Source organism: Vibrio aphrogenes (assembly GCF_002157735.2).
In the GTDB taxonomy this organism is placed as follows: Bacteria; Pseudomonadota; Gammaproteobacteria; order Enterobacterales; family Vibrionaceae; genus Vibrio; species Vibrio aphrogenes.
In genome coordinates this window covers 1,195,072-1,219,336 of record NZ_AP018689.1, presented here as the reverse complement: position 1 = coordinate 1,219,336, position 24,265 = coordinate 1,195,072, and the positions used below count along the sequence as shown (strand labels likewise).

The following is a 24,265-nucleotide window of genomic DNA, read 5'->3' as shown; positions in this document are numbered from 1 at the left end:
ATGACCGAGAATAATCTAAGACGCTTCTACCAGCTATTACAACACTTCAATATAAAACAAGCCTATAGCGTTAATTTAGAACAACTAGAAACCATTCTTTCCACTTCTCGTCGTAACACCACAATTATTCTGAAAAATTTACATCAACTGAGTTGGATACAGTGGCAGCCCTCAAAAGGCCGCGGACGTAGCAGCCAATTAACACTCTGTGTGTCATGGTATGACGTTCTATTTCAAGTAATTCATTACGAATTGAATTTAGATCGTTTTACCTTAATCACTAAACTCATTAATACTTACGATGCAACGGTCATTGAAGCTTTAACAGAAGCCAAGCAACAAGCTCAATTTCAGGTGTGCAGTAATCAATTATTGATCGCCCAATACCCTTACCTACAAACGCTTGATCCCGTTAAAACCATACGTTCGGCAGAGCTGCAAGTCATTAAAAGTATTTACGATACCTTATTAACACAAGACAAAACTGGTCAGCTACAGCCCGGTATCGCTCACACTTGGGAAAGTAAAGAAAATGTACTTACTTTATGGTTAAGAAAAAATATTGTGACTCACCATGGTCGCATTTTAACCATGGATGACGTTATCTGGAGTTTAAATCGATTAAGACATGAAGATGGACCTATTCGGCATCTATGTGAGTCGATTGTCGATATTAAAGCCGATGGGCCCTATTGCTTAACCATCACCCTCAAGTCTGCCAATGTCTTTTTTCCATACGTTTTAGCGTCGACCAATACCTCGATCATGTGCCAATCCAAAGAGCTACAAAAAATTGGCACCGGGCCGTTTAAAATCAAAAAATGGGACAAAGAACAACTGATATTAGAGCAACACCGTGAATACTTTGGAGTAAATGCCTTAATCGAAAAAATCACCTTATTACATGGTGAGCGAGAAATTCACCACTCACTCAGTTTTAACCAAGCATCAGCTCAAAGTGAAACCACCGAAATTAACTCATTTTCTTATTTAACTTTTAATTATCGGAAAGACCGTCGGTTATCTCCACAAACTTTAAGCCAACTTTATCAGTATCTTGCCGTCAAAAAATACCAATTTGATGCTGAACGTGCAGTCGATAGCTTAACCTTACAATCGTCAACTCCGGCTGTCGGCCACCTCTCCTGCCCTCAATTGGTCGGTGAGATTGTGATTGCAGAGCCGCATTGGACCATTCCTCACTTACAAACTATGTCGGGTTGGTTACATCGCACCATTAGTGAAACTGGCTTAACACTCAAGGTGGTTGAATTGGTGGACATCAGCCACCCGGAAACCATGCACGACAAAGCCGACTTAATGCTTATTGAAGAAGTCATTGAACAACCCCAAGAATATGGTCTTTACGAATGGCTATCTATCTCAACTGGCTTGAAATTTACCTTTTCTCCAGCTGAAATGAAGCAACATAAGCAGTATTTGAACGCCGCGATTGGCACAGACAAGGCCTTTCTAAACTTAAAACGCATTGAAGAGCAATTATTAGCGAATGGTCGTTACTTGCCATTATTCATAGGAAAAGAAGTCTTAACGTCTACTCAAGAAGTACAAGGGATTCAAATCAATCATTCCGGATATGCGGACTTTCATCAATTATGGATTAAATAAACGTGATGTCGCGGCGCCAATCCCTCTGCTACCACCAGTAATAACTGCGACTTTTTGTGAGTGCATTGCTTGGTTCCTTATTCGTGAGTTCACACGCTAAGAAAATGTAGCTAAGCTGTCTAGTATCATGACTTAAAAACTTGAATCAGGTTGTTTTAAAAAGGCAATTTCAGCATCTGTTGAGGCACGACCTAAAATATCGTTTCGATGAGGGTAGCGCCCAAAACGGTCAATAATCACTTTATGACGATATTCAAAATCTAAATTAGTAGGTTTGCCTAACGCGGTAAATAAACCCATTGCGATCTCATGAATGAATGGGGACTCACTATGCATATAAGGAAGATATAAAAATAGCCGTTCATCAGGAGTTAACTGTTGATCAAGCCCTTGACTTACTGCTATTTGAGCCAGAGCTAAGGCTTGAGCATCACTGGCATAAGCTTTCGGGGTATCCCGATAAATATGGCGCGAAAATTGATCAAGAATGATGACTTCCGCCAAGGCCCCATGCGGCTCTGCACGCCAAGTATACAGCTCACCTAACTCTGCTTGAGTATGAAGGTTAGCAAACTTATGCTCAATCACGGCATCCAATTCAGGGTCGTGTTGCCACCATTGCTCTGGGCTCAATTCGTGAAACCAAAATTCCAACACTTGTTCTTGCATAGGTAACCTCAACTGTAGTTGGTTAAACTTCAAGCTTTTGATATTGCGTTTGAATATAAGCTTTCCCATATTGACGCTCAAGGCGACGAATAATGAAATGCCCAGTTGCCATATCTTGATAGTGGCCAATAAAAAGTGTGTTAATGATAGCGCCACCAGCTGCTCCAATCGCAGGAATGGCTTGTGCTGCCGCTTTTTCAGTCACTTGGATGCCAAATCGTTTTGCTACTTCTGCGGTTATTTTGACTAATAAAGGCGAGCCCTTATCCGTGAGCGTTTTCTTAGCTAAAAACTCAGAGGCGTCCATCACCGACTTCGCGAGCGCCGTACGTACCGCATAATAGCCACTCTCACTCCCGTCATCCTTTTGGCTTCGCCCACCTAAAGCAAAGACTTCAATACAAGCCAATTTCGTTTCCAGTTCACGAATAGACTCACCTTCTGCTCGAGCAATATCGGCAATAGAACGCAACATGATGGTCGTTGAAATCGGCAATTCAACAGCAATACCTGCAATACCAAAAAAACCACCAACGCCGCCACTGACCGCTACCCCCAATTGATGAAGACGATTGAATGAAGCGGCATCATCGGTTGAATCTTTCATCGTCATGATGGCGGTCTCGGAGGCTTTTAATAAGGCCTTTTGAGTCAGCTCATCAATACTATCATTCCAGCTCTTCGGTAAACGCTTCAAGCCATGTTCAATTGGAGAACCAATCGCATTGGACATTTTAGCTGCTAATCCTGGATTTTCCAGAAGTTGCTTTGCCCGCGCCAGTTGTCGTTGATCTTGTGGCGTTAACTCCATTGACATTACTCCCTCTTTAATAAGAAAAAACCGCTACCTAATAATATTAGGCAACGGTTTAAGAGACTTCATTCATTAACGGTGATTAAAACCGTATTAAGCGAGATTTTATAGGAAATGGAACGTCGCGCTTAATGTGTAAGTGTTAGCATCAAGTTGATCAAATCCAAAGTGGTTATACGCTAAACCTACGGATAATGAACCAAGTGGAATTCCGTCTAAAACCGTATATTCAACACCTGCGCCATACATGAAATCATAGCCATCATCGTCTTTAAATTGTTTACCCGCACCAACATCGTATTTGTTAGTCCCAAGTTTACCGTAAAACTCCAATGGACCAATATTAATGCTTGGTTTGATTGCGGCATAAACGGTGGTTAAATCAGAACCTGCTGCTTGACCAAGATCCCAGTAACCTGCTTCAACACCGATAAAAGGTAAAATACCAGTACCGATATTGACACCGTAAGTTCCGTCACTGCTAGTACCAGACTTGTTGTAATCGGCACTACCATAGTTAACACCAGCATAAAGCCACGAATCTGCTAATGCAGGTGACGCTGCTCCCATTAAAGCAAGCGCTAAAAGCGTTTTTTTCATTCTATTCCCTTCGAATTTATCGAGTTTCATTCATCTAAGCTAACGGATTGCCAGCTTTATATTAAATAGTTATACGCATGATTAGTGAGATGCCATGCAAAATCAAGAAATAATTCCCAAATGCTTGCTGAATATGACAAATCTTTACAAAACTTAAGAAAAATCCGTCAACCTTTGTCGAAAAGTCACACACAAGCCTTTAACAAATAGTGATTGATTAACAAGCCATCCTAAATTGATCAACACGCATCAATCGCATTTTTGATACGTTTATCCGACACAGGATAAGGCGTACCTAGTTGTTGAGCAAAGTAACTCACCCGCAGCTCTTCAATCATCCAACGAATTTCTTTAACGTTTTCAGGAATGTCCACGCCCTTTGGAATCTTGTTCAGCAGCTCTTTATAGTCTTTGACGGCTGATTCAACTTTGAGCATATGTAAGCGATCTTTATTCGGATCAATCGGCAATTTCTCCATACGGCGTTCAATTGCCTTCATATAACGTAAAATATCTGGCAAACGCTTCCAACCACACTCCGTTGCAAAACCTTTAAATATCAAGCTTTCGATTTGCGCTTTAATATCAGATAACGCAAATGCCATCGAAAAATCCACCTTACCTTTAAGCTTTTTATTGATACTAAAAGCGGTGGTTAAAATGGTTTCAACTTGCTGAGCAATATCGACAACAGTATCACCCAACTCGGCACGCACGTGCTCTTTTAAGGCTTCGAATTGCTGTGGCTGCCACACTAGGCCGCCCTTTTGTTCGATCAATTTATCCACACCACAAGCAATGCAATCATCGATTAAATCTAATACTTTACCGTATGGGTTAAAGTACAAACCCAGTTTCGATTTATTTGGCAAGTTACTGTGTAAATATTTAATTGGCGACGGCACATTAAGTAGAATTAAGCGTCGTTGACCTGCACGCATGGCTTGTTGTTGCTCTTGCTCGGTTTCAAACAGTTTGATTTCAACGCTATCTTTAGCATCAACTAAGGCCGGAAACGCTTTGACTTCAAAACCACCCCGTTTTTGTTGATACACCGTTGGCAGCTCGCCAAAACTCCACGTATGTAGCCCTTGTTGTTCAATGTCATCATCCGCCACTTTTGAGAGCGTTTCTTGCACTTTATCTTTTAAGCTTTCTTTCAGCTCATATAAATCATAATGCTCTTTTAGCTTACGTTTACGATGGTCAACCGCGCGGAAAGTCACTTTTAAGTGATCGGGGATTTGCTCAAGTTGCCAATCTTCACGCTTCACCTCAACCCCCGTCATGCGGCGTAATTCTTTTTCTAATGCATCAAGAAGTGGCATTTCCATTGGGGTAACCCGAGCTAAAAAAGCATCGGCATAGTTTGGTGCTGGCACAAAGTTACGGCGTAACCCTTTTGGGAGCGATTTAATTAAGCTAACCACCAATTCATGACGTAATCCTGGGATCTGCCAATCAAATCCATCAGGACTGATTTGATTTAGGATAGGTAGCGGAATATGCACCGTCACCCCATCATTGTCTTGGCCTGGTTCAAATTGATAGCTCAGCTTTAACTTCAAACCATTTTGGTGCCAAAAGTTTGGATAATCCAAATCCGTAACGTGGCTAGCGTCTCCTTGCAACAACATTTCTTTTTCAAAATCGAGCAGTTCAGGCGTTGCTTTACTGGCTTTTTTCCACCATGAATCAAAATGTCGCCCAGAAACAACTTCGGTACTGACCCGTTGATCGTAAAAGTTAAACAACTCATCATCGTCGACCAAAATGTCACGACGACGGGACTTGTGTTCCAACTCTTCCACTTCACGTAAGAGCTTACGATTTTGATGGAAAAACTTATGCTTAGTTTCCCAATCACCTTCCACTAGTGCGCTACGAATGAAAATTTCACGGCTGACCACTGAATCAATATTGCCATAATTGACCGTACGTTTCGGCACAATAGGAATGCCATACAACATCACTTTTTCATGTGCCATTACTGCGGCTTGTTTCTTCGACCAATGGGGTTCGCTGTAGCTACGCTTAATCAAATGTGGCGCAAGCGGTTCAACCCATTCAGGTTGGATCTTCGCAATGATACGACCCCATAATTTGGAGGTTTCCACTAATTCGGCCGACATTATCCATTTCGGTTGTTTTTTAAATAGGCCTGATGCAGGGAAAATATGAAAACGAGCATTACGTGCGCCTTGATATTCAATCTTTTCGGCGTCTTTCATACCAATGTGAGACAGTAAGCCTGAGAGTAAAGCAGTATGCACCGATTGATAACCTGCCGCTTCAGTGTTGAGTTTGGCATTCATTTCACGCATTGCTTGATGCAATTGAAAGTACACATCTTGCCATTCACGCACACGTAGATAATTGAGATAATCTTGCTTACATTGCTTACGGAATTGATTGTTAGATAAGGCTTTTTGTTGCTCTTTGATGTACTGCCAGACATTAACAAAGGTTAAAAAATCCGACTCTTCATGGAAGAAACGTTTATGTTTATCATCCGAGCTTTGTTGTTTATCACTTGGACGCTCACGCGGGTCTTGAATAGACAGAGCCGAGGTAATGATCATCACTTCTTGCAGACAGTTATATTTTACCGATTCCAGTACCATGCGCGCTAACCGTGGGTCAATCGGTAAACGGGCAAGTTGACGCCCTACTGCCGTTAAGCGTTTTTTAGGATCTTTGGCATTGGCATTAATCGCACCAAGCTCTTCAAGTAGGCGCACACCATCTTGAATATTGCGTTTATCCGGGGCTTCAACAAATGGGAAGGCTTCAATATCGCCAAGCCCTAAAGAGGTCATTTGCAGAATAACCGAGGCTAAGTTAGTGCGTAGAATTTCAGGGTCGGTAAATTCAGGGCGAGAGTTAAAATCTTCTTCGGAATACAAGCGAATACAAATCCCTTCACTCACACGACCACAACGCCCTTTACGTTGATTGGCACTGGCTTGTGAAATTGGCTCAATCGGCAAACGCTGTACTTTGGTGCGATAGCTATAACGACTGATACGCGCCGTACCAGGGTCAATCACGTATTTGATGCCCGGAACCGTTAATGAGGTTTCCGCCACGTTGGTCGCCAGAACAATGCGTCGACCAGCATGCGGTTGGAAAATCCGATTTTGCTCTGCTGATGACAAACGCGCGTACAACGGCACAACTTCAGTATCGCGTAACTTACGTTTCATCAAGGCATCAGCGGTATCTCGAATTTCACGTTCACCGTTCATGAAAATCAGAATATCACCTAAACCCGGCTCATCAGACAGTTCATCTACCGCTTGGAAGATACCTTCAAGCTGGTCAAGGTCTTGGTCTGAATCGTCAGGATTGAGCGGACGATAACGCACGTCTACCGGATAAGTTCGACCAGATACTTCAATGATCGGTGCATTATCAAAATGCTTAGAGAAACGCTCAGGATCAATGGTCGCTGATGTGATGATCACTTTTAAATCAGGACGCTTGGGTAATAACTCTTTCAAATAACCCATAATAAAATCGATGTTTAAGCTGCGTTCGTGCGCTTCATCGATAATGATAGTATCGTATTGATTTAAGAATCGGTCATGTTGAATTTCAGCCAGTAAGATACCGTCGGTCATCAATTTGATCTGAGTATTATCGGAAATTTGATCGTTAAAACGGACTTTATAACCGACAAACTCACCCATTGGGGTTTGCATTTCTTCTGCAATGCGGCTGGCAACCGAACGAGCCGCCAAACGACGCGGCTGAGTATGACCAATTAATCCTGCACGGCCTCGCCCTAATTCGCTACAAATCTTCGGTATCTGAGTCGTTTTCCCCGAGCCCGTTTCACCGGCAATGATCACCACTTGGTGATTAGCAATGGCCTGCGCAATATCATCACGCTTTTGACTCACCGGTAAATTTTCAGGATATTCAATATGTGGTTTATGCACGCTGCGGTTTTGCACCACCATCATAGACTTGGCAATATCCATGGCGATTTCATCAAATACCGCCGCTTGAGATTCCGGTTTTTTAATTTTACTGGCACCATGAATACGCTTACTTAAACGAAAACGATCACGGATCATACACTCTTTTAAAGCTGCACGTAGTGTCTGTGCTGTGTTGGCGTGTGCTTGAGGAGTATGGGATGAATGAGAGTCCACTTGAGCACGATCACTTTGATGAGGTTTGGTCAAAACAGGTCCTATGAAAACAAACGACAGCGTAAAATCAGCCTACTTCACGCTGTAAAAACAAAAATATAATATCGAAAGAAACGAATTGGCGAACTTATACCAATCACACTAATTATCTGATCATATAATTAATACGGTTGATATTAATAATGGGCCATTATATCACAGCTGGCAAAGGCTCATAACGTCTCAATGGCTTCTTTTAAGTCGCTTATTATCAAGCTTTATAATAAAACACAAAATTCATGGTACATCTCGAATGTCTATAGCAAGCCATGAACTCTAAGATAAACCGCGAATAATGGCAGTTAAGGCACTGACTAAACAAATCACCAGTGTTGAAATACGAATCCATTCCTTTGAAACGTGCTTCACGACAATTTGCGCCACAACATACCCCAGCCAACCCATCGGCAATAATGGCAAGGTTTTGATGAATAAATCCCAATGCAAATAACCAATAAAATATTGAACGGCCAATGAAATAATCGAACTAAAAACAAAGAATGCTGCCAAGTTACCCCGTAACGAAGCAGCATCTTGGTGTTGTAATATTAATGCCATGGGAGGGCCCCCAATACTTGAGCTCGTCCCCATAAAGCCAGAAAATACCCCCGCTATCGCCATTCGGTTTGGGGTTGGTTCAAAGCGTACCGGCAAAAAACTCACCAGCACAGCCAATAATACCATCACACCTAACCACAAAGACAACGCCGAGCTCGACACATACAAAAGTAATATTCCCCCCATGATTGAGCCGGGAATTCGCCCATAAATCGCCATTTTCAAGCCACCTAAGGCAATATTATTCCTATACTTATAAGCATTAAATAAGGAGTTGAATAACGCGACCATCACAATTGGGGCGGGAACATACTCTGGCGATACCAGAAATAACAAAGGAGCTGCTACCACCGCTAAACCAAAGCCAATTGCGCTTTGTACAAAGGAACCGAGAAAGATAATCGCCATGGCAAGTAACACGGTGTGATCAAACACAAGCATAGTTTTTAATACCTTCGAAATACGCAATACATAAAGGCTTGATACCCCACCAAGCCCCGTTCTAATTGACGGTAATTGTACACTATCCCAATACAACTAAGGGAGTAATTGAAACAATAAGGTTAAGATAGATAGGACTTTTGTTGAAATTTATCGTCAAAACGTTAGTGTGTTAAATCATTTTTTAGAGGTGCGCGTATGATCCAATCGTTAAAAACACTTTTTTCGCAATTAATAGAAGACCAAAAACAAAGCCAATCCACGCTCAACCCTAATTTAGCGATTGCTTCTTTGTTATGCCAAGTCTCACAAGCGGATCATAATGTGGATGAACAAGAACGTTCGACGCAACAACAAATGTTGATGAAGTTATTGTCCATTTCTGCAACCGACGCCGCTTCGTTATTGGAACAAGCCGAGCAACTTGCCCAAAACTCCGCCTCTTTGTACGAGTTCACGGATCATTTACGAGATTTAGAGCATCAACAACGTTTTGATGTCATTCAATCTTTATGGCAAGTCGCTTATGCTGATCATTATCTTGACCCGATAGAAGAAGCCATCATTCGTAAAGTAGCAGAATTACTCTATGTAAATCATACTGATTATATCCGTGCTAAATTATCCGTCGCTCCTGATCGGTAAAACTATGATCGGTAAAGTTATGATCGGTAGAACTATACTCTGTAAAGTTACGGCCTAATTGCTATACTTTGTTTCACTGTAATTAAGCTTCACTGTAATTAAGTTTCACTGTCATTCGATTTCACTGCGGCTAGATTTTATTCTGGTTAGCCTGAACAACCAAGAAATCTTAACGATTAGAAACTTAGCTGAAGCATTTCTTTACTTTGAGGTTCAAGGTAATATATCGCCTCTTAACTTATTCATATATTGGAAATTCCTATGAGTCATGACCACTCCCCAAGCTTTTTCTTTTTCGACTACGAAACCTGGGGGGTAAGTCCAGCGAAAGATCGACCTAGCCAGTTTGCTGGGGTTCGTACCGATATGGATTTCAATATTATCGGTGAGCCATTAGTGATTTATTGCCAACCACCGAGTGATTACCTGCCTTCTCCTGAAGCAGCATTAATTACGGGTATCAAACCGCAAAAAACCCAACAAGAAGGCTTACCTGAACCTGAGTTCATTCGTCGTATTCATGATGAATTGTCTATGCCTAATACGATTTCTTTAGGCTATAACAGCATACGATTTGATGACGAAGTAACTCGATATACGCTATATCGTAATTTTTTCGATCCTTACGCTTGGTCTTGGCAAAATGGCAATTCACGCTGGGATCTTCTTGATATTATGCGTACTTGCTACGCCCTGCGCCCTGAAGGCATTAACTGGCCTGAAAACGAAGAAGGTTTCCCAAGTTTTAAATTGGAACACCTTTCTGTTGCCAATGGCATTGAACACAGTAATGCCCATGATGCGATGGCCGACGTCATTGCTACCATAGAGCTGGCGAAAAAGCTCAAACAAGCACAACCTAAGTTATTTAATTATCTATTGAGTATGCGTCATAAGCGCAAACTCAACGAACTTATTGATATTGTTAACATGACACCACTGGTTCATGTTTCCGGTATGTTTGGCGTGCAGTGTTCGAATATCAGTTGGATTGTGCCGATGGCTTGGCATCCCACCAATAATAATGCCGTCATCACCGTCAATCTAGCCATGGATCCGACGCCATTAATCGAGCTTGATGCGGAAACCTTACATCAACGCCTCTATACTAAACGTGATGATTTAGCCCCAGACGAATTACCAGTACCGCTCAAGTTAATGCACATTAATAAATGCCCCGTGCTGGCTCCTGCGAAAACCCTGACCGCAGAGAATGCTGAACGTATTGGTATTGATCGACAACAATGTTTAGCCAATCTCGCTATCTTAAAATCACACCCAGAGATCCGAGAAAAGCTGATCGCCATTTACCATATTGAGCGTGAATTTGCTCAAGATAACAATGTTGATACGCAACTTTATCAAGGCTTTTTCTCTCCTGCAGATAAAGCCACTATTGATATCATTCGAGAAACCGATCCTGAAAAGCTAGCCGGTTTAGAATTATCCGTCAGCGATCCTCGTATCGAGCCTTTACTATTCCGATACCGTGCGAGAAACTTCCCATGGACATTAAACGAGTCAGAACGCCTGAAATGGCAAGCGCATTGCCGTGACTATTATGAAACTCACCTAGAAGATTACATGCTTAACCTTGAAAACTTGGTTTATGAGCATGAAAATGATGCGGCTAAAATGGAGATTTTAAAATCCGTTTATCAATATGTTGAGTCGTTAATGTCTTAACCTTGCCGTTCCATCGAACTCAATATCGTACAATTTCAGGAGTATCCGCTTGTTCAGCAAACTACTCAACTATGTCCTGTCTTTCGCTCTGATCATGCTGAGCTTATGGGCAGGTAATGCTATTCAACATTTTTTCCACCTTTCCGTTCCAGGTAGCATTTTTGGCATGCTCATTTTATTTACCCTGCTCGCTTCGGGGATAGTCAAAATAGAATGGGTTAAGCCCGGCGCACAATTATTCATTCGCTACATGATCATTTTATTTGTCCCAATCAGTGTCGGCTTAATGGATCATTTTCCTCTGCTTATCGAAAATGCCGTCTCCATTTTTGCAAGTAGTGTTGGCGCTACCTGCATCGTATTAGTGCTCTTAGCGTTAGGCTTACAGAAAATACTGGTCCCCAAATCAACGAAGGAGAAACAATAAATGTGGTTGCTTCTTACTTTTGCCGTATTCTTCTCGGTTCGTTGGTTAGCCAATAAAGTCAAACACCCGCTCGTCAATCCTTTATTGCTGAGTATTGTGATTATTATTCCAATTCTATTTGCATTAGATGTGCCTTATCAGGTTTATTATGCACAAAACAGTTGGATGACCTATCTGCTCCAACCCGCGGTGGTTGCGCTGGCTTATCCCTTATATGAACAATTACCGCAAATTAAACAAAATTGGAAAATCATCTTTTTAGCTTGTGGCGTCGGAAGTGTGATGTCGATGCTTAGCGCGGGGTTGATTGCGGTCTCTTTGCACACAGACCCGACGCTCATTGCCAGTTTAATGGGGAAATCCGTCACCACACCAATCGCTATGGAAGTGGGCAAAAGCTTAGGTGGAGAACCTGCGATTGCGGCTATTCTCGTATTAATCGTCGGTGTCTTTGGTTCTATCTTTGCCTATCCTATTTATACCTTATTGGGCGTCACCCATCCGATTGCTCGAGGATTAACCATGGGGACGGTTTCACACGCACTAGGAACGGCAACCTGTGCTGAAAAAAACGCAGAAGATGCCGCATTCAGCTCATTGGCTTTAGTCAGTTGCGGTATCATCACCTCGATCTTAGCTCCGCTTTTCTTTGCTTTTTGTTTATGGGTTGGCGGCTTTTTCTCTTAAAACCTCATCGCAAGTGTTTTCTCCCTCGCTTGCGATGATTCAGTCATTCTAAAGAGGCTCGTAATGCCTCTTTTTTTTCGTCTATCCTAGTGCATTTTCCCGCTTTATATTTCCAAGTATTCATTTGTAGCCACTCATCATCGACTATTGTTAGTTATTGTGACATTCACCTTCAAAGACAAGCTCAATAATTTGACGATTAGCACATTAAAAATGAAACAATAAATTATAATTTCATAAAAATGAGAGATCACCTATAGATAGCCTGGTGATGAGAGAATAACCACGATTGGTATCAACGTCTTAAAGGAATACCTATGACTCAACACATTCATTCTGAACATCTTAAGAATCTACCTGAAGCCTTAGCTGCACAATTAACATCGATTATGCAAAGTGATGAGTTCACAGGATATTTCAGCGCAACTCAATATCAATCTCTACTGTCTTTATCCAACATGACAGATACTGAATTTAAATTAGCATTACTTCCCATTGCCGCCACTCGTGCTTATTGCGGTATTTCCAACTTCCATGTTGGTGCGATTGCCGAGGGAAGCTCTGGGAATGTCTATTTTGGCGCGAATATTGAAATCCCCGGGGTTCAGTTAAATCAGACCGTTCATGCGGAACAATCGGCTATTAGCCACGCTTGGATGCACGGTGAAGATGGGATCAAAAATATCACCATCAACCATACTCCGTGCGGGCATTGCCGCCAGTTTATGAATGAGCTGAATAATGTCGATCAGTTGTCTATTCAGCTTCCAAACCGCCCTGCGTATAAGCTCGCTGATTTATTACCTGACTCTTTTGGACCAAAAGACCTCGATATCAGCTCAAGGTTAATGGATAGCCAACGACACGAATATCAATTCACCACAGATGATCTGGCACAGATAAAAGCGATTCAAGCGCTTAATCAAAGCCACGCACCCTATACTCAAAATCATAGCGGTGTGAGCTTACAAACCCAAGCAGGTGATATTTTTGCTGGCAGTTATGCCGAGAATGCGGCGTTCAACCCAAGCCTACCCCCACTACAAGTTGCGATTAATTTATTGTTACTAGCCGGTGAAAAATTAGAGCATATTACCTCAGCCGTGTTAGTGGAAAATGCCAATGGCAGTATGAGCCATCTTGCGGAAACCCAATCGACACTCGAAGCAATCAACCCTGACATTACGTTAGAGTATTTATCTTTATAACGACGCAGAAACTAAAATCTATTACTGCCGTTGATGACAAACCCACAACAAAGTGCTTTAGACATAAGCCATTTCTGTTGTGGGTTTTTTATTGATAATATTTTCCGCAACCTGTTGCGCAATCGTTTGCTTGAGGGGTAAAATCCATCACACCTTCATTACAGCACTCGTGAAAAAATAGGAATTCATCATGTTTGGTACTGCAACCGCCGCGTCGGCAACAAAAGTTATGCTTCTTGGTTCTGGGGAACTCGGTAAAGAAGTTGCCATCGAATGTCAGCGTTTAGGGTTAGAAGTGATCGCACTGGACCGTTATGAAAATGCTCCTGCAATGCAAGTGGCTCATCGTAGTTATACCCTTGATATGCTTGATGGCGATGCAATTGAAGCCATCATAGATAAAGAAAAACCGGATTACATTGTTCCTGAAATTGAAGCCATTGCGACAGAAAGACTAGTTGCATTAGAAGCAAAGGGCCTGAATGTGGTTCCAACTGCCAATGCCACTCAATTAACAATGAATCGTGAAGGTATTCGACGCTTAGCCGCTGAAACGTTAAACATTCGAACCTCACCTTACCGTTTTTGTGACAACTATGAAGAATTTGAACAAGCTATTAATTTGGTAGGGATGCCTTGTGTTGTTAAGCCCATCATGAGTTCATCAGGTAAAGGACAAAGTGTGATTAAAACTCCAGCTGATATGAAAAATGCTTGGCAATATGCTCAAGAAGGTGGTCGTGCTGGAGCGGGACGCGTCATCGTAGAAGGCTTTGTGGATTTTGATTATGAGATCACTTTATTAACGGTTCGAGCAGTTGATGGTGTGCACTTTTGCGCGCCAATTGGTCATCGACAAGAAGATGGCGACTACCGTGAATCTTGGCAACCACAAGCCATGTCGACCAAGGCATTACAAGCCGCAGAACAAATGGCTGAAAAAGTGGTGAATGCGCTAGGTGGTTTTGGATTATTTGGCGTAGAGCTCTTTGTAAAAGGAGATGAAGTTATCTTTAGTGAAGTCTCCCCTCGCCCGCACGATACTGGGATGGTGACATTAATTTCGCAAGAATTGTCAGAGTTTGCTTTGCATGTTCGAGCATTCACCGGTTTACCGATTCATTCAATTACTCAATATGGGGCGGCGGCTTCTGCGGTTATTTTAGCTGAAGGAGCATCGAATAATCTTCGCTTTTCTGGTCTCAGTCAAGCTCTTGCTCAACCACAAACTCAAGTTCGTTTATTTGGTAAACCCGATATCAATGGGCGTCGTCGTTTAGGTGTTGCTCTTGCCCGCAGAGACAATGTTGATTGTGCGGTTAATGATGCGATTGAAGCGGCTAAAAAAATCACTGTCCATTTCTAACGCAATCCCTGGGTTCTACTCTCTGCTGCTTCACTAACCATTATGTTAATCACTACACGCTCGAGCTCTAGTCTCGAGCGTGATGATGTTTAAAGCAGCAAGGAACCATTAAGATTCAATTAACCAAGTTTCTTCTGCAAAGCGAGATAAACCTTTTTGAATACGCGGATGATTGGCATCAGCCTCATCTCTTTGTAAGCACGTCACGGTATAACCGGCAAATAACGACTCAATTTCGGAACTTGCGACACTATATGGTGGCCCTTGCATTTCTTGTTGTGGGTAATCCAAAGTGATCAACAAGATCTTCCCTTGTGGAGCCAGCAAGGATTTAATTCTCTCAGCATATTCAACCCGCAGCTCTGGTGATAATGCCACTAAGGCCGCTCGATCATAAATGCGTGAATATTGAGATAAAGGCGCGGAAAAAAAGTCTCCTGCATAAATGGAGATTTCATCAAACTGATATAACTCATGTAAACCATTCAACGTGGTCACAAGCGGAGTATAAAAATGTTCAGCAAAAAATGACCTTACCGCAATTTGACTCAGTTCAACGCCTATAACCTCATCATGTTGTTGCGCCAACCAAATCAAGTCTTCACTTTTTCCACATAAAGGCACCAATACATTATCTTGACGTGACGAGCCAAGCTTTTGCCAAAACATTTTCAGCAATGGATTGACATCAGGCAAATGGAATCCGATTTGATTCTCTGCCCATTTTTGATGCCAAAATTCTTGATCTTGCATATTAATTTTTACCACACTTAATTTGACGTAATAAAAAGGCCACCTCATTGGTAGCCTTCTTTTGATTCCAATAACACAAAAACAGAGTTATTTTTCGATCTTAATATTTTCAACTCGTGCTTTTAGTTTTTGGCCCGGTCGGAATGTCACCACTCGACGAGCTGAGATTGGAATATCTTCACCTGTTTTAGGATTGCGTCCTGGCCTTTCACTTTTATCACGAAGATCAAAGTTACCAAAACCAGACAATTTAACCTGTTCACCATTTTCTAGTGCTTGACGAATTTCTTCAAAAAACGCTTCAACGGTTTCCTTGGCATCACGTTTGCTATAACCAAGTTTTTCGAACAGGTTTTCAGCCAAATCGGCTTTAGTGAGCGCCATAAAACATCCCTCTTTTGTAACCACTGTGTGCGTGGTCTTTATAGCATTAATACGTAGTTAGCAAGCTTACAGCAAGTTAGTAACACCGAAAGTGTATGCCAACCGTATGATTTTCGCCAAATTTTTTTTCTTTAACCTGATTAACACAGCCCTATTTCAACCTAATGAAAATACCAATTTAAAACAAAAAGTCAAAATAAAAACCCATGAGACAGCAAATTATTAACGATTAATCAATTAAAAGCTTCAGCATTTAAGTAATTTATAAAATATTCAACTTTTTTATAAATTAGTTAAATTTTTTGATCTCTGCCGTTTATAAGGCTTGAAATAATCAAAATTCATTTACAAAAATACAACTAGCGTCGAATAATCCTATGATTACCTAGAGGTTTTATCAAATGGCTGGATCGCAAATTATACATTTATTTTGATGTTTTTTTAACCTAAGAAGGCGAAAGGTCAATCGTAAGTTGGAGAAACCTATTCAAGCCAGCAAATTGGCTCAAATAGGTTTTGGATATAGGTGTTATACCAGTCACACTAATTAAATGGTCAGAAATCGCGTCGGCAAAAGGCATGAAAACAAGGTTAAAATTTCGATAAGTCGTTTTTCTGCAATTAACGTCTTTATAAACGAAAAGTTCTTTATAAACAAAGAGTTCTTTATAAACGAAGAACTCTTTATAAACAAAAAGCTCTTTATAAAACAAAAAGCTAAACACCGTTATCAAGCCTTTTAACAAGCAATGATGATCAGATAATGAGCACGATTGATATTATTTAGTGATGTAGAGATCTCTTGTATAACGGCGGTCAGAAGCATTATCTTTGCTATAGCCACCAACATGAGTATTCTTTAACACAGAGCGGGTATAGAAATAGACCGGAATTGCCGGCATATCATTGGCAAACACTTGTTCCGCTTTTTGATATAGCTCTGCACGTTCCTTATCACTCTTAGCTACTGAAGCTTGTTGCAAGGCTTGATCATAATCGCTATTACTCCAACCGCCATAGTTTAACCCTTCAGAAGCGAAATAGGATAAGAAGGTTGAGGCTTCGTTGTAATCCCCCATCCACGCATAACGAGCAACCGAGAACTGCTTAGTTGATAAAGTTTGTAAAAAGGTTTTCCACTCTTGGTTTGCAATAGAAACCTCTGCGCCTAGGTTTTTCTTCCACATAGATGCCATCACTATCGCAAGCTTCTTATGTGATTCACTGGTGTTATATTCCAATTCAAATTTAAGTGGATGGGAATGGTCATAACCGGCTTCTTTCAACAATTCCTTCGCCTTTTGGTTACGTTCTTTTTGCGACCATTCTGCCCACTCTAGTTTAGGCACAGTAAATCCGGCAACGGCTGGAGGCGTATTGGTATAAGCTGGCAATTGTCCTTGTCCTAAGATTCGAGCAGTAATCACATCACGGTCAATCGAATAAGCTAAGGCTTTACGTACACGAGCATCATCAAATGGCTTTTTATCCATATTAAACAGATAGTAATAGGTGCCTAATGATGGCATGGTAAGTAATTCATTTGGACGCTCTTTTTTAATGCTTTGATAAAGCTCCAATGGCACCACACTGGTAATGTCAATTTCTCCGGTACGGTAACGGTTGTACTCCGCATTAACATCTGAGATAGGCAAATAGGTTACTTTGTTAATAACTGTTTGTTTATCATTCCAATATTCTTTGTTTCTTTCCAAAACAATTTTTTCATTAATCACCCATTCAGACAGTTTATACGCCCCACTTACCACAATATGCTCAGGCTTAGTCCAGGCTTCTTTATATTGCTTCACCACTTTTTCAGGGATCGCAAACGTACTTTCATGAGCAAGCATTTTGGTAAAATATGGCACTGGCTGATTCAAGGTAATTTGTAAAGTGTGGTCATCCAATGCTTTCACACCCAAGCTATCTAAAGGTTGATCGCCTTTGATAATTTCTGCGGCATTCACAATATTAGCCATTGAAACATACCAAGAATACGGAGCACCTGTTTTTGCATCAACAATACGTTGTAGTGCAAATACAAAATCATTCGCGGTGATCGCATCACCATTTGACCATTTCGCATCACGTAAGTGGAAAGTATATTGCTTACCATCATCAGAAATATCCCAGCTTTTAGCTAAGGCGGGAATGATATTGCCATGTAAATCTTCTGTCACTAATCCTTCAAACATATCACTGATCACACGAGAACTGGCGGTATCTGAAGACATAGTGGGATCTAAGGTAGGCACTTCATCGCCATTACCTCGTACAAGTTCTTGTTTATCGGCAAGTTGTACATTATCGGGTACCTGAGCGGCTAAAGCAGGAAGAGAAAAAAACGCACTAAGAGCTAGTGCAAGACTTGATTTTGTCAATGTATGCATCTGTTGTATATCCTTATAAAGAACGGTGTCCATCCTACAGAGTAAAACTCAATGGAACCTGAGTCATCAGACTCATCCCTATTACATTTACCGAAATTATGAATATATTTCTAGTGACTTAGACAAAAAAACCGCCAATTGCGGCGGTTTTATTATAAAAAATGAGGTAAAAGCCTTAATCTTGAATATTTTCAACTAATCCTTGGCTATTAAATAAGACGTTCATTTTGTTAAAACGGTTTTTCCAATATACCCAAGTATTCATATCCGTCGACGGGGTCACATGTGCAGGTGGGTAGCCAATCGCATTTAACACGCCAGCCTTAGTCATACCCTTATACACTCGCCCTTCTTGGATGCCTTTTTTATCCGTTGCGTTTAATCCACTCAGCTTCGGACACGAAGTACCAAAGTCTCTAACAATACCTGATTGGAAATCCCCTGTCGCTTTATGCCAAACATATTGATATTGCAACCCAGTGTCTGCGACTTTAAACGTCATCACTTTTTTATTTGCTTCAACAATATCGACTTTCGTACAACGAGGAATGAACCCTTCTTGTAGGTAATTTAATGTGTATAATTTTTTTCTTGCCGCATCTGGGTGAAGGTTCACTTGGGTATAAATGGGTTGATTGGTATTCACAAGATCAACATTATCTTGGTTGATTACATCCATAGTAGAAGAACAACCGACCATAGTTAAAGTGGATACCGCCACTCCGAGTACTAGCCTTTTCATATTCATAACTCTTCATCTTTTTATTCATTAATTAATACTATTTATCAGTATAAGACAAAAAAAAGACTCATTCTTATTCACACATCACATTAAAAGGTCATTAACCTATCAAATCATGAGCTTGCCCTTGAAATTAACCTCACCTTGATTGCGTTAATTTACGAGCAAACATAAATAATACGAGAAACAATAAGAGCGGTAAGCACCATAAAAAAGCCGTTTTGAGTGAAAATGGTGGCTCATAAAGTACAAATGCTCCAAACCGGTCCGTCATAAATTGTAGAATATCTTCGTTGCTGTAGCCCTTATCGACCATAGAAAATACTTGCAGCTTCATATCTAACGCAATCGAAGCATTGGATTCCATTAAGTTTTGATTTTGACATTTTGGGCAACGTAATTGACGCGCTAAATAAAACGCTCTTTGTTCATCTTGGCGGTTATTAAATTGAAAAATATCAACTCGTTGGGGTTCGTAATTGAGGCTGCTAATTGAGGCGTTCTGTGCTGACGGCTGGAGTGCTCTCCCCTGCGCGGTATCAGCTATGCCGATTCCTCCTATTAATAAACTTACCATTAACAAACTGAACATCAGTAAACCTGGCATCGTCAATAGGTGACGGATGAGTCGAGTAGATAATGAATAACGCACTCGTTGACCATTATTAAACATTAGCGGCCTCATCTATCTTCCCTCTTCGCCCCATAAGCACGCTCAAGCAAGCTGACAGCACCATCAAGCCCGATGCAATCCATAACCACACCATCAGTGGCTTAAATTGAATTCGCACCGCATAGTGCTGCGCATCGATTTTATCACCTAATGTAATATACCAATCCCCCAGCCACGATGAATACACCGCCGATTCCGTCATATTCATGACTCGAACGGTATAATGTCGACGCTCAGGGTATAAATGTGTCACCTCTTTACCTTGCGCTGAGGTCAAGGTCATCGTCAGTTGTTCCGCAGTATAATTTTCACCAATCAATAAGTTTTGTTGTTGGTACTCAATGTGATAACCATTCAATTGCACCACCGTACCTGGTTTCATTTTTTGATTGGTTTCTAGCGCCGCATAATGTTCAAAACCAATAGCAAAGACCGCAATCGCAACACCGAAATGAGCTAAACACATCGGGATTTTTTTCCATTTATTGTTACTGGTGAGCAACGCATACAAGGTGGCACACATCACCCAGACCGCAATGATAACCGCCACCACCACCCAGGCGTAACTGTTCTCATACCATTGGTATTCAGGTTGATAAGCCAATATCGAAATAATACTCCCTATCAGCCATGCCCTCAGCGCCACCCATACGCTATGACGATGGATATAACCCGCTTGATGGACAAATGGATAAACCGCCATCATCACACCTAGAAATAACGTGATCGGTACAAAAATACTGTTGAAATAAGGCGCTCCTACCGAAATATTACCTAAATCAAACAAGGGTAAAATCATCGGATATAAGGTTCCCATTAACACTGTGAAAGTCGCAATGACAAATAAGCCATTGGTGATAAAAACAAACATTGGAAAACTTAACCAACGAAAAGCCATCGGTTGGATATACCTTTCCACCCGAAAAGCAAACACACTCAATGACAACACCACTACTAGCGCTAATATGGCCAATAAAATTGCGCCACGAGTCGGATCAACGGCAAAAGCATGCACCGAGGTTAATATCCCCGAACGGACAATAAACGTGCCTAATATACTGAGTGAAAAAGTAAATATGGCCAGCAAAAGGCTCCAACCAGATAGTACACTTGCCTTGTTACTTACCATCAGAGAATGAATCAAGGCCGTTGCCGTCAGCCAGGGCATTAGAGAAGCATTTTCAACCGGGTCCCAAAACCACCAGCCCCCCCAACCCAACTCGTTGTAGGCCCACCAAGCCCCTAAAGCAATACCTGCAGTAAGAAAGCCCCACGATGACACGACCCAAGGCTGCATTAATTGTGCCCAATTACTTTGTTTTTCTTTGGTAATGAGATTGGCCATCGCCATTGCAAAACTTACCGCAAAGCCAACGTAACCAAGATACAGCATAGGTGGATGAATAATTAAGCCAATATCTTGCAGCATAGGGTTTAAATCTCGACCTTCAAATGGCACAGGGTTAAGGCGTATAAAGGGGTTAGAAGCCCATAACAGGTAACCCCCAATCGCCATACTGATTAACCCTAATATCAATAAAGTCCAATAATGAAATTCAAAATGGTGATCTTTTTTTAAATGTGCAACTAACGTAGACCAACCAAGAAGGGACAAAAACCAAAATAAGAAAGAGCCTTCATGCCCTCCCCAAACCGCGGCAATTTTGTAAAAGATGGGTAAGTGAGAATTAGAATGCTGCGCAATATACGCTAAGGAAAAGTCATTATTAATAAAACAAACGGCTAACACTAAAGTGCTCAACAAACAACAACCAAAAGCCAGAGAAATCATTAAGCGACAATAACCGGCCCATTCATAAGAAATGCGAGAGTAAGAAGCTCTAGGATAAGAACTTCTAGGAGAACCAGCATTAGGGTAGCAAGTGCGACGGATAGCCATGAATGCCGTCAGCGAACTTAATACCGCAAAGCTAAAAGCAAAGATAAGAAGAAGGTGGCCGATTTCTGCAAACATATATTCAATCATTCAATAAATGGGTTCTAACTCTGCCCTCTCAATTTGCATCATCTCGATAATGAAATAACACAGAGTCAGAACCAAATCATGACAAGGCCATTAAGCGACGGTCATTTGTCCTGCATACAAAATGAACGTTCTTAATAATAAAACCCCAACTAAGCTGAGCGCTGATACCGCCACCACAAATCCTTTCGTATGTTGAGTTTTTAGCGAAGAAACCGTATTCATCACCAAAGGCAATACCATACCAAGCCCAATGACACCAACCCAAAACCAAATGGCCCAAAAACCGCCGCCAATCGCCGTTATCACTGCCACGGATTTTTGTCCTCCTCCAAAATACAAGCCAACGAAGAAAGCACACAGTACGAACAATTCAAACAATACTACTGGTTTTTCAATAGTATGCATCCATTGTACGCTCGCGCTGTTGGTCGGCTCTTTGCCTCCAAGTACGCCAAACAATAAGCACGCGGCGATCCCTGAAGAAACACTGGAAAACACAAATAACACCGGCAATACAGGGTTATTCAATAACGGATAAGTTTTTAATGCTGATAATAAGAACCCGGTATAAGCCGCCAGTAAAAAAGCGCAGGCCGCTAACACCCATTCGACTTTTCGCTCAAAGGGGATAAACCAAGCTAATACCTTATCTACTAACTGTCCAAGCGTAGGGACCTTAGACAAAAAGGAGACGATGTCGCTTCGGAAAAGCACACCAATCCAAATAAACAGCACTACCATATACACTTGGAACAATAACACCCCCATCGACATCACAGAGGTCACGTTATAATGGATCATGATTTTCCAAAATAGCCAAGGTCGTTGTAAGTGGAAGATCAATATCACCAAACCGACGATAATACCTAATGGTGCAAAAATCGCATTGGCTCGAATAATGCCGTTTTTACTGGCATCTCCTGTAATCACATGCCGTTTTAAATAAAGGGAAATCAATACCCCACCCGCTGACATGCCGGTTAAAAATAAATAAATGGCGATCACCCAATCCCAGACCAGGGAATCAAAGTGAAAGGCTTGGCTAATAATATCGCTCATCCTAAGATCTCCCCTTTGTTATTTGGGATCTTGTACATTTTCGGTTCAGTCCCTAATTCCGATTTCATGCGATAAACCGTATGAGTTTGAATGACTTTGTTGATTTCACTGCTTGGGTCATTTAAGTCACCAAAAGTCAGCGCTTTGGTTGGACATACTTCAACACACGCTGGCTGCTTACCTTGTGCTAAATTAGTTTCATGACAAAAATCGCATTTATCAGCGGCTTTGGTCACTGGGTTAAAAAATCGCACCTGATAAGGACACGCCGCCAAGCAATAACCACAGCCAACACAACGGTCATCATGTACATCAACAATGCCCGTCTCAGGGTCTTTATAGGCCGCTTGAGTCGGACAAACATGAACGCATGGTGCATTATCGCAATGTTGGCAAGAAATACGCTCAAAGGTGTAACTGGCATTAGGAAACTCACCAATCGGAGCACTACGCTGAATTTTTAAACGCGTGCCCCCTTCTGGCACTTGGTTCACTTCACGACAGGCATCAGTACACGCAGTACAACCAATACAGGCGGTTTCATCGTGCACCATCCCATAGCGTATTTGGCCATTTTTCATGGTTGCGACTAACTTGTTACCGCTTGCTAATACAGACGTTGCGATACCAGTAGTCACAATGACCGCACCACTGCCAAGCAAAAAATTACGTCTAGAACAGGACATTAGTTATCCTCCTGTTTAATCGCCGTCATATCCGAATGACAATCCACACACATTTTTATGCGTGATTTTCTGTCAATGCCTTGCATCGGATCGTGTTGAGGATGGATTTTATGACAGGATGCACACGTTAAAGACATAGCATGAACATCATGAGTCCAGTTAGCCTCCCGCAGCGTTTGCCCTTGGTGACAGTCAATGCATTGCGCATTTTGTTTTTGAACCCAAGTTGGATCTTGAGCCGGCTTATCTCTTCCCGCCATTACTTGGCCGGATTTAAATTTCACCACATGGGGCGCACCATTACGATGCTGAGGGCTAATCGTATTGTGACAATCAATACAACCCACATTACGCCCTGTTTTCTCGTTCACCGCATTCGCATGCTCCCCTTTCAGCGTGTCATGTTCATCTTTATGACATTGGGTACAGGCGTAGTTTTTATCCCGAACAAATGAAACGGCGTATTGATCCGATTGACTCTGATCAGTCGGCGTTATCGTCATTGGCTCTGCTTGGGCAGGTATGGTGAGTAAGAAAGAAAAAAACACCAAGCTCAGTAATAACACCCCGCGGTGTATCACTTGCCTTATGGTTATTTTTAAACCATCCATTTTTGCACCTTTATCATTCTATTTAAAACGGAATAGTCTTTGCTTTTT

The 24,265-nt window shown here is 41.6% G+C and carries 21 protein-coding genes; 7 read left to right on the top strand and 14 right to left on the bottom strand.

The features are described from left to right. A complete protein-coding gene (locus tag VCA1004_RS05550) occupies window positions 1–1,629 on the top strand; it encodes an ABC transporter substrate-binding protein (RefSeq protein ID WP_086984387.1) in 1,629 nt (542 codons plus the stop codon). 132 nt (window positions 1,630–1,761) lie between these two features. Here the strand turns inward: VCA1004_RS05550 and VCA1004_RS05545 are convergent, their stop codons facing one another. From VCA1004_RS05545 to VCA1004_RS05525, 5 genes are all read right to left on the bottom strand, one after another. Beyond that, on the bottom strand, window positions 1,762–2,298 hold the full coding sequence (locus VCA1004_RS05545) for a DUF924 family protein (RefSeq protein WP_086984388.1): 537 nt from the start codon (window positions 2,296–2,298) through the stop codon (window positions 1,762–1,764). A gap of 22 nt (window positions 2,299–2,320) precedes the next feature. Then, window positions 2,321–3,115, bottom strand: coding sequence for an EcsC family protein (locus VCA1004_RS05540; protein ID WP_086984389.1), 795 nt, complete (start codon window positions 3,113–3,115; stop codon window positions 2,321–2,323). Window positions 3,116–3,217: 102 nt separating this feature from the next. Next, a complete protein-coding gene (locus tag VCA1004_RS05535; protein WP_086984390.1) occupies window positions 3,218–3,712 on the bottom strand; it encodes an outer membrane beta-barrel protein in 495 nt (164 codons plus the stop codon). 239 nt (window positions 3,713–3,951) lie between these two features. Then, complete coding sequence (gene hrpA / locus VCA1004_RS05530; protein ID WP_164520864.1) at window positions 3,952–7,872, bottom strand: ATP-dependent RNA helicase HrpA; 3,921 nt, start codon at window positions 7,870–7,872, stop codon at window positions 3,952–3,954. Window positions 7,873–8,187: 315 nt separating this feature from the next. Next, window positions 8,188–8,910, bottom strand: coding sequence for a sulfite exporter TauE/SafE family protein (locus tag VCA1004_RS05525; RefSeq protein WP_408646886.1), 723 nt, complete (start codon window positions 8,908–8,910; stop codon window positions 8,188–8,190). Window positions 8,911–9,108: 198 nt separating this feature from the next. On the opposite strand from VCA1004_RS05525, the gene VCA1004_RS05520 reads away from it, so the two are divergent. The 6 genes from VCA1004_RS05520 to purT all read left to right on the top strand — a co-directional run bounded on the left by VCA1004_RS05520 (window position 9,109) and on the right by purT (window position 14,929). Further along, on the top strand, window positions 9,109–9,555 hold the full coding sequence (locus tag VCA1004_RS05520) for a tellurite resistance TerB family protein (protein WP_086984392.1): 447 nt from the start codon (window positions 9,109–9,111) through the stop codon (window positions 9,553–9,555). A gap of 261 nt (window positions 9,556–9,816) precedes the next feature. Further along, on the top strand, window positions 9,817–11,241 hold the full coding sequence (gene sbcB, locus VCA1004_RS05515; RefSeq protein WP_086984393.1) for an exodeoxyribonuclease I: 1,425 nt from the start codon (window positions 9,817–9,819) through the stop codon (window positions 11,239–11,241). Between the two features lie 94 nt (window positions 11,242–11,335). Next, on the top strand, window positions 11,336–11,668 hold the full coding sequence (locus VCA1004_RS05510; protein WP_164520863.1) for a CidA/LrgA family protein: 333 nt from the start codon (window positions 11,336–11,338) through the stop codon (window positions 11,666–11,668). Next, window positions 11,669–12,355, top strand: a complete 687-nt coding sequence (locus VCA1004_RS05505) for a CidB/LrgB family autolysis modulator (RefSeq protein WP_086984395.1) — start codon at window positions 11,669–11,671, stop codon at window positions 12,353–12,355. A gap of 317 nt (window positions 12,356–12,672) precedes the next feature. Beyond that, window positions 12,673–13,563 carry a cytidine deaminase gene (gene cdd, locus VCA1004_RS05500; protein ID WP_086984396.1) on the top strand — a complete coding sequence of 297 codons (891 nt, stop codon included), beginning with the start codon at window positions 12,673–12,675 and terminating at the stop codon, window positions 13,561–13,563. A gap of 190 nt (window positions 13,564–13,753) precedes the next feature. Next, window positions 13,754–14,929, top strand: a complete 1,176-nt coding sequence (purT, locus tag VCA1004_RS05495; protein WP_086984397.1) for a formate-dependent phosphoribosylglycinamide formyltransferase — start codon at window positions 13,754–13,756, stop codon at window positions 14,927–14,929. Window positions 14,930–15,037: 108 nt separating this feature from the next. Here the strand turns inward: purT and VCA1004_RS05490 are convergent, their stop codons facing one another. From VCA1004_RS05490 to nrfB, 9 genes are all read right to left on the bottom strand, one after another. Continuing rightward, window positions 15,038–15,682, bottom strand: a complete 645-nt coding sequence (locus tag VCA1004_RS05490; RefSeq protein WP_086984669.1) for a thiopurine S-methyltransferase — start codon at window positions 15,680–15,682, stop codon at window positions 15,038–15,040. Between the two features lie 87 nt (window positions 15,683–15,769). Continuing rightward, on the bottom strand, window positions 15,770–16,066 hold the full coding sequence (ihfA, locus tag VCA1004_RS05485) for an integration host factor subunit alpha (RefSeq protein WP_086984398.1): 297 nt from the start codon (window positions 16,064–16,066) through the stop codon (window positions 15,770–15,772). A gap of 779 nt (window positions 16,067–16,845) precedes the next feature. Continuing rightward, entirely contained in the window at window positions 16,846–18,459 is a 1,614-nt protein-coding gene (locus tag VCA1004_RS05480) for a peptide ABC transporter substrate-binding protein (protein WP_086984400.1), read from the bottom strand. A gap of 175 nt (window positions 18,460–18,634) precedes the next feature. Next, on the bottom strand, window positions 18,635–19,207 hold the full coding sequence (locus tag VCA1004_RS05475) for a hypothetical protein (protein ID WP_086984401.1): 573 nt from the start codon (window positions 19,205–19,207) through the stop codon (window positions 18,635–18,637). Between the two features lie 133 nt (window positions 19,208–19,340). Then, window positions 19,341–19,874, bottom strand: coding sequence for a cytochrome c-type biogenesis protein CcmH (locus VCA1004_RS05470; RefSeq protein ID WP_232012628.1), 534 nt, complete (start codon window positions 19,872–19,874; stop codon window positions 19,341–19,343). Next, a complete protein-coding gene (locus VCA1004_RS05465) occupies window positions 19,867–21,849 on the bottom strand; it encodes a heme lyase CcmF/NrfE family subunit (protein ID WP_164520829.1) in 1,983 nt (660 codons plus the stop codon). Before VCA1004_RS05465 ends, VCA1004_RS05470 begins: the two co-directional genes overlap by 8 nt. 102 nt (window positions 21,850–21,951) lie before the next feature. Then, window positions 21,952–22,920, bottom strand: coding sequence for a cytochrome c nitrite reductase subunit NrfD (gene nrfD / locus VCA1004_RS05460; protein ID WP_086984403.1), 969 nt, complete (start codon window positions 22,918–22,920; stop codon window positions 21,952–21,954). Next, window positions 22,917–23,606 (bottom strand): cytochrome c nitrite reductase Fe-S protein, encoded by a 690-nt coding sequence (gene nrfC / locus VCA1004_RS05455; protein ID WP_086984404.1) that lies wholly within the window; start codon window positions 23,604–23,606, stop codon window positions 22,917–22,919. The genes nrfD and nrfC overlap by 4 nt, the downstream gene beginning before the upstream one ends. Next, window positions 23,606–24,217, bottom strand: coding sequence for a cytochrome c nitrite reductase pentaheme subunit (nrfB, locus tag VCA1004_RS05450; protein ID WP_086984405.1), 612 nt, complete (start codon window positions 24,215–24,217; stop codon window positions 23,606–23,608). Before nrfB ends, nrfC begins: the two co-directional genes overlap by 1 nt. Window positions 24,218–24,265 lie beyond the last annotated feature (48 nt).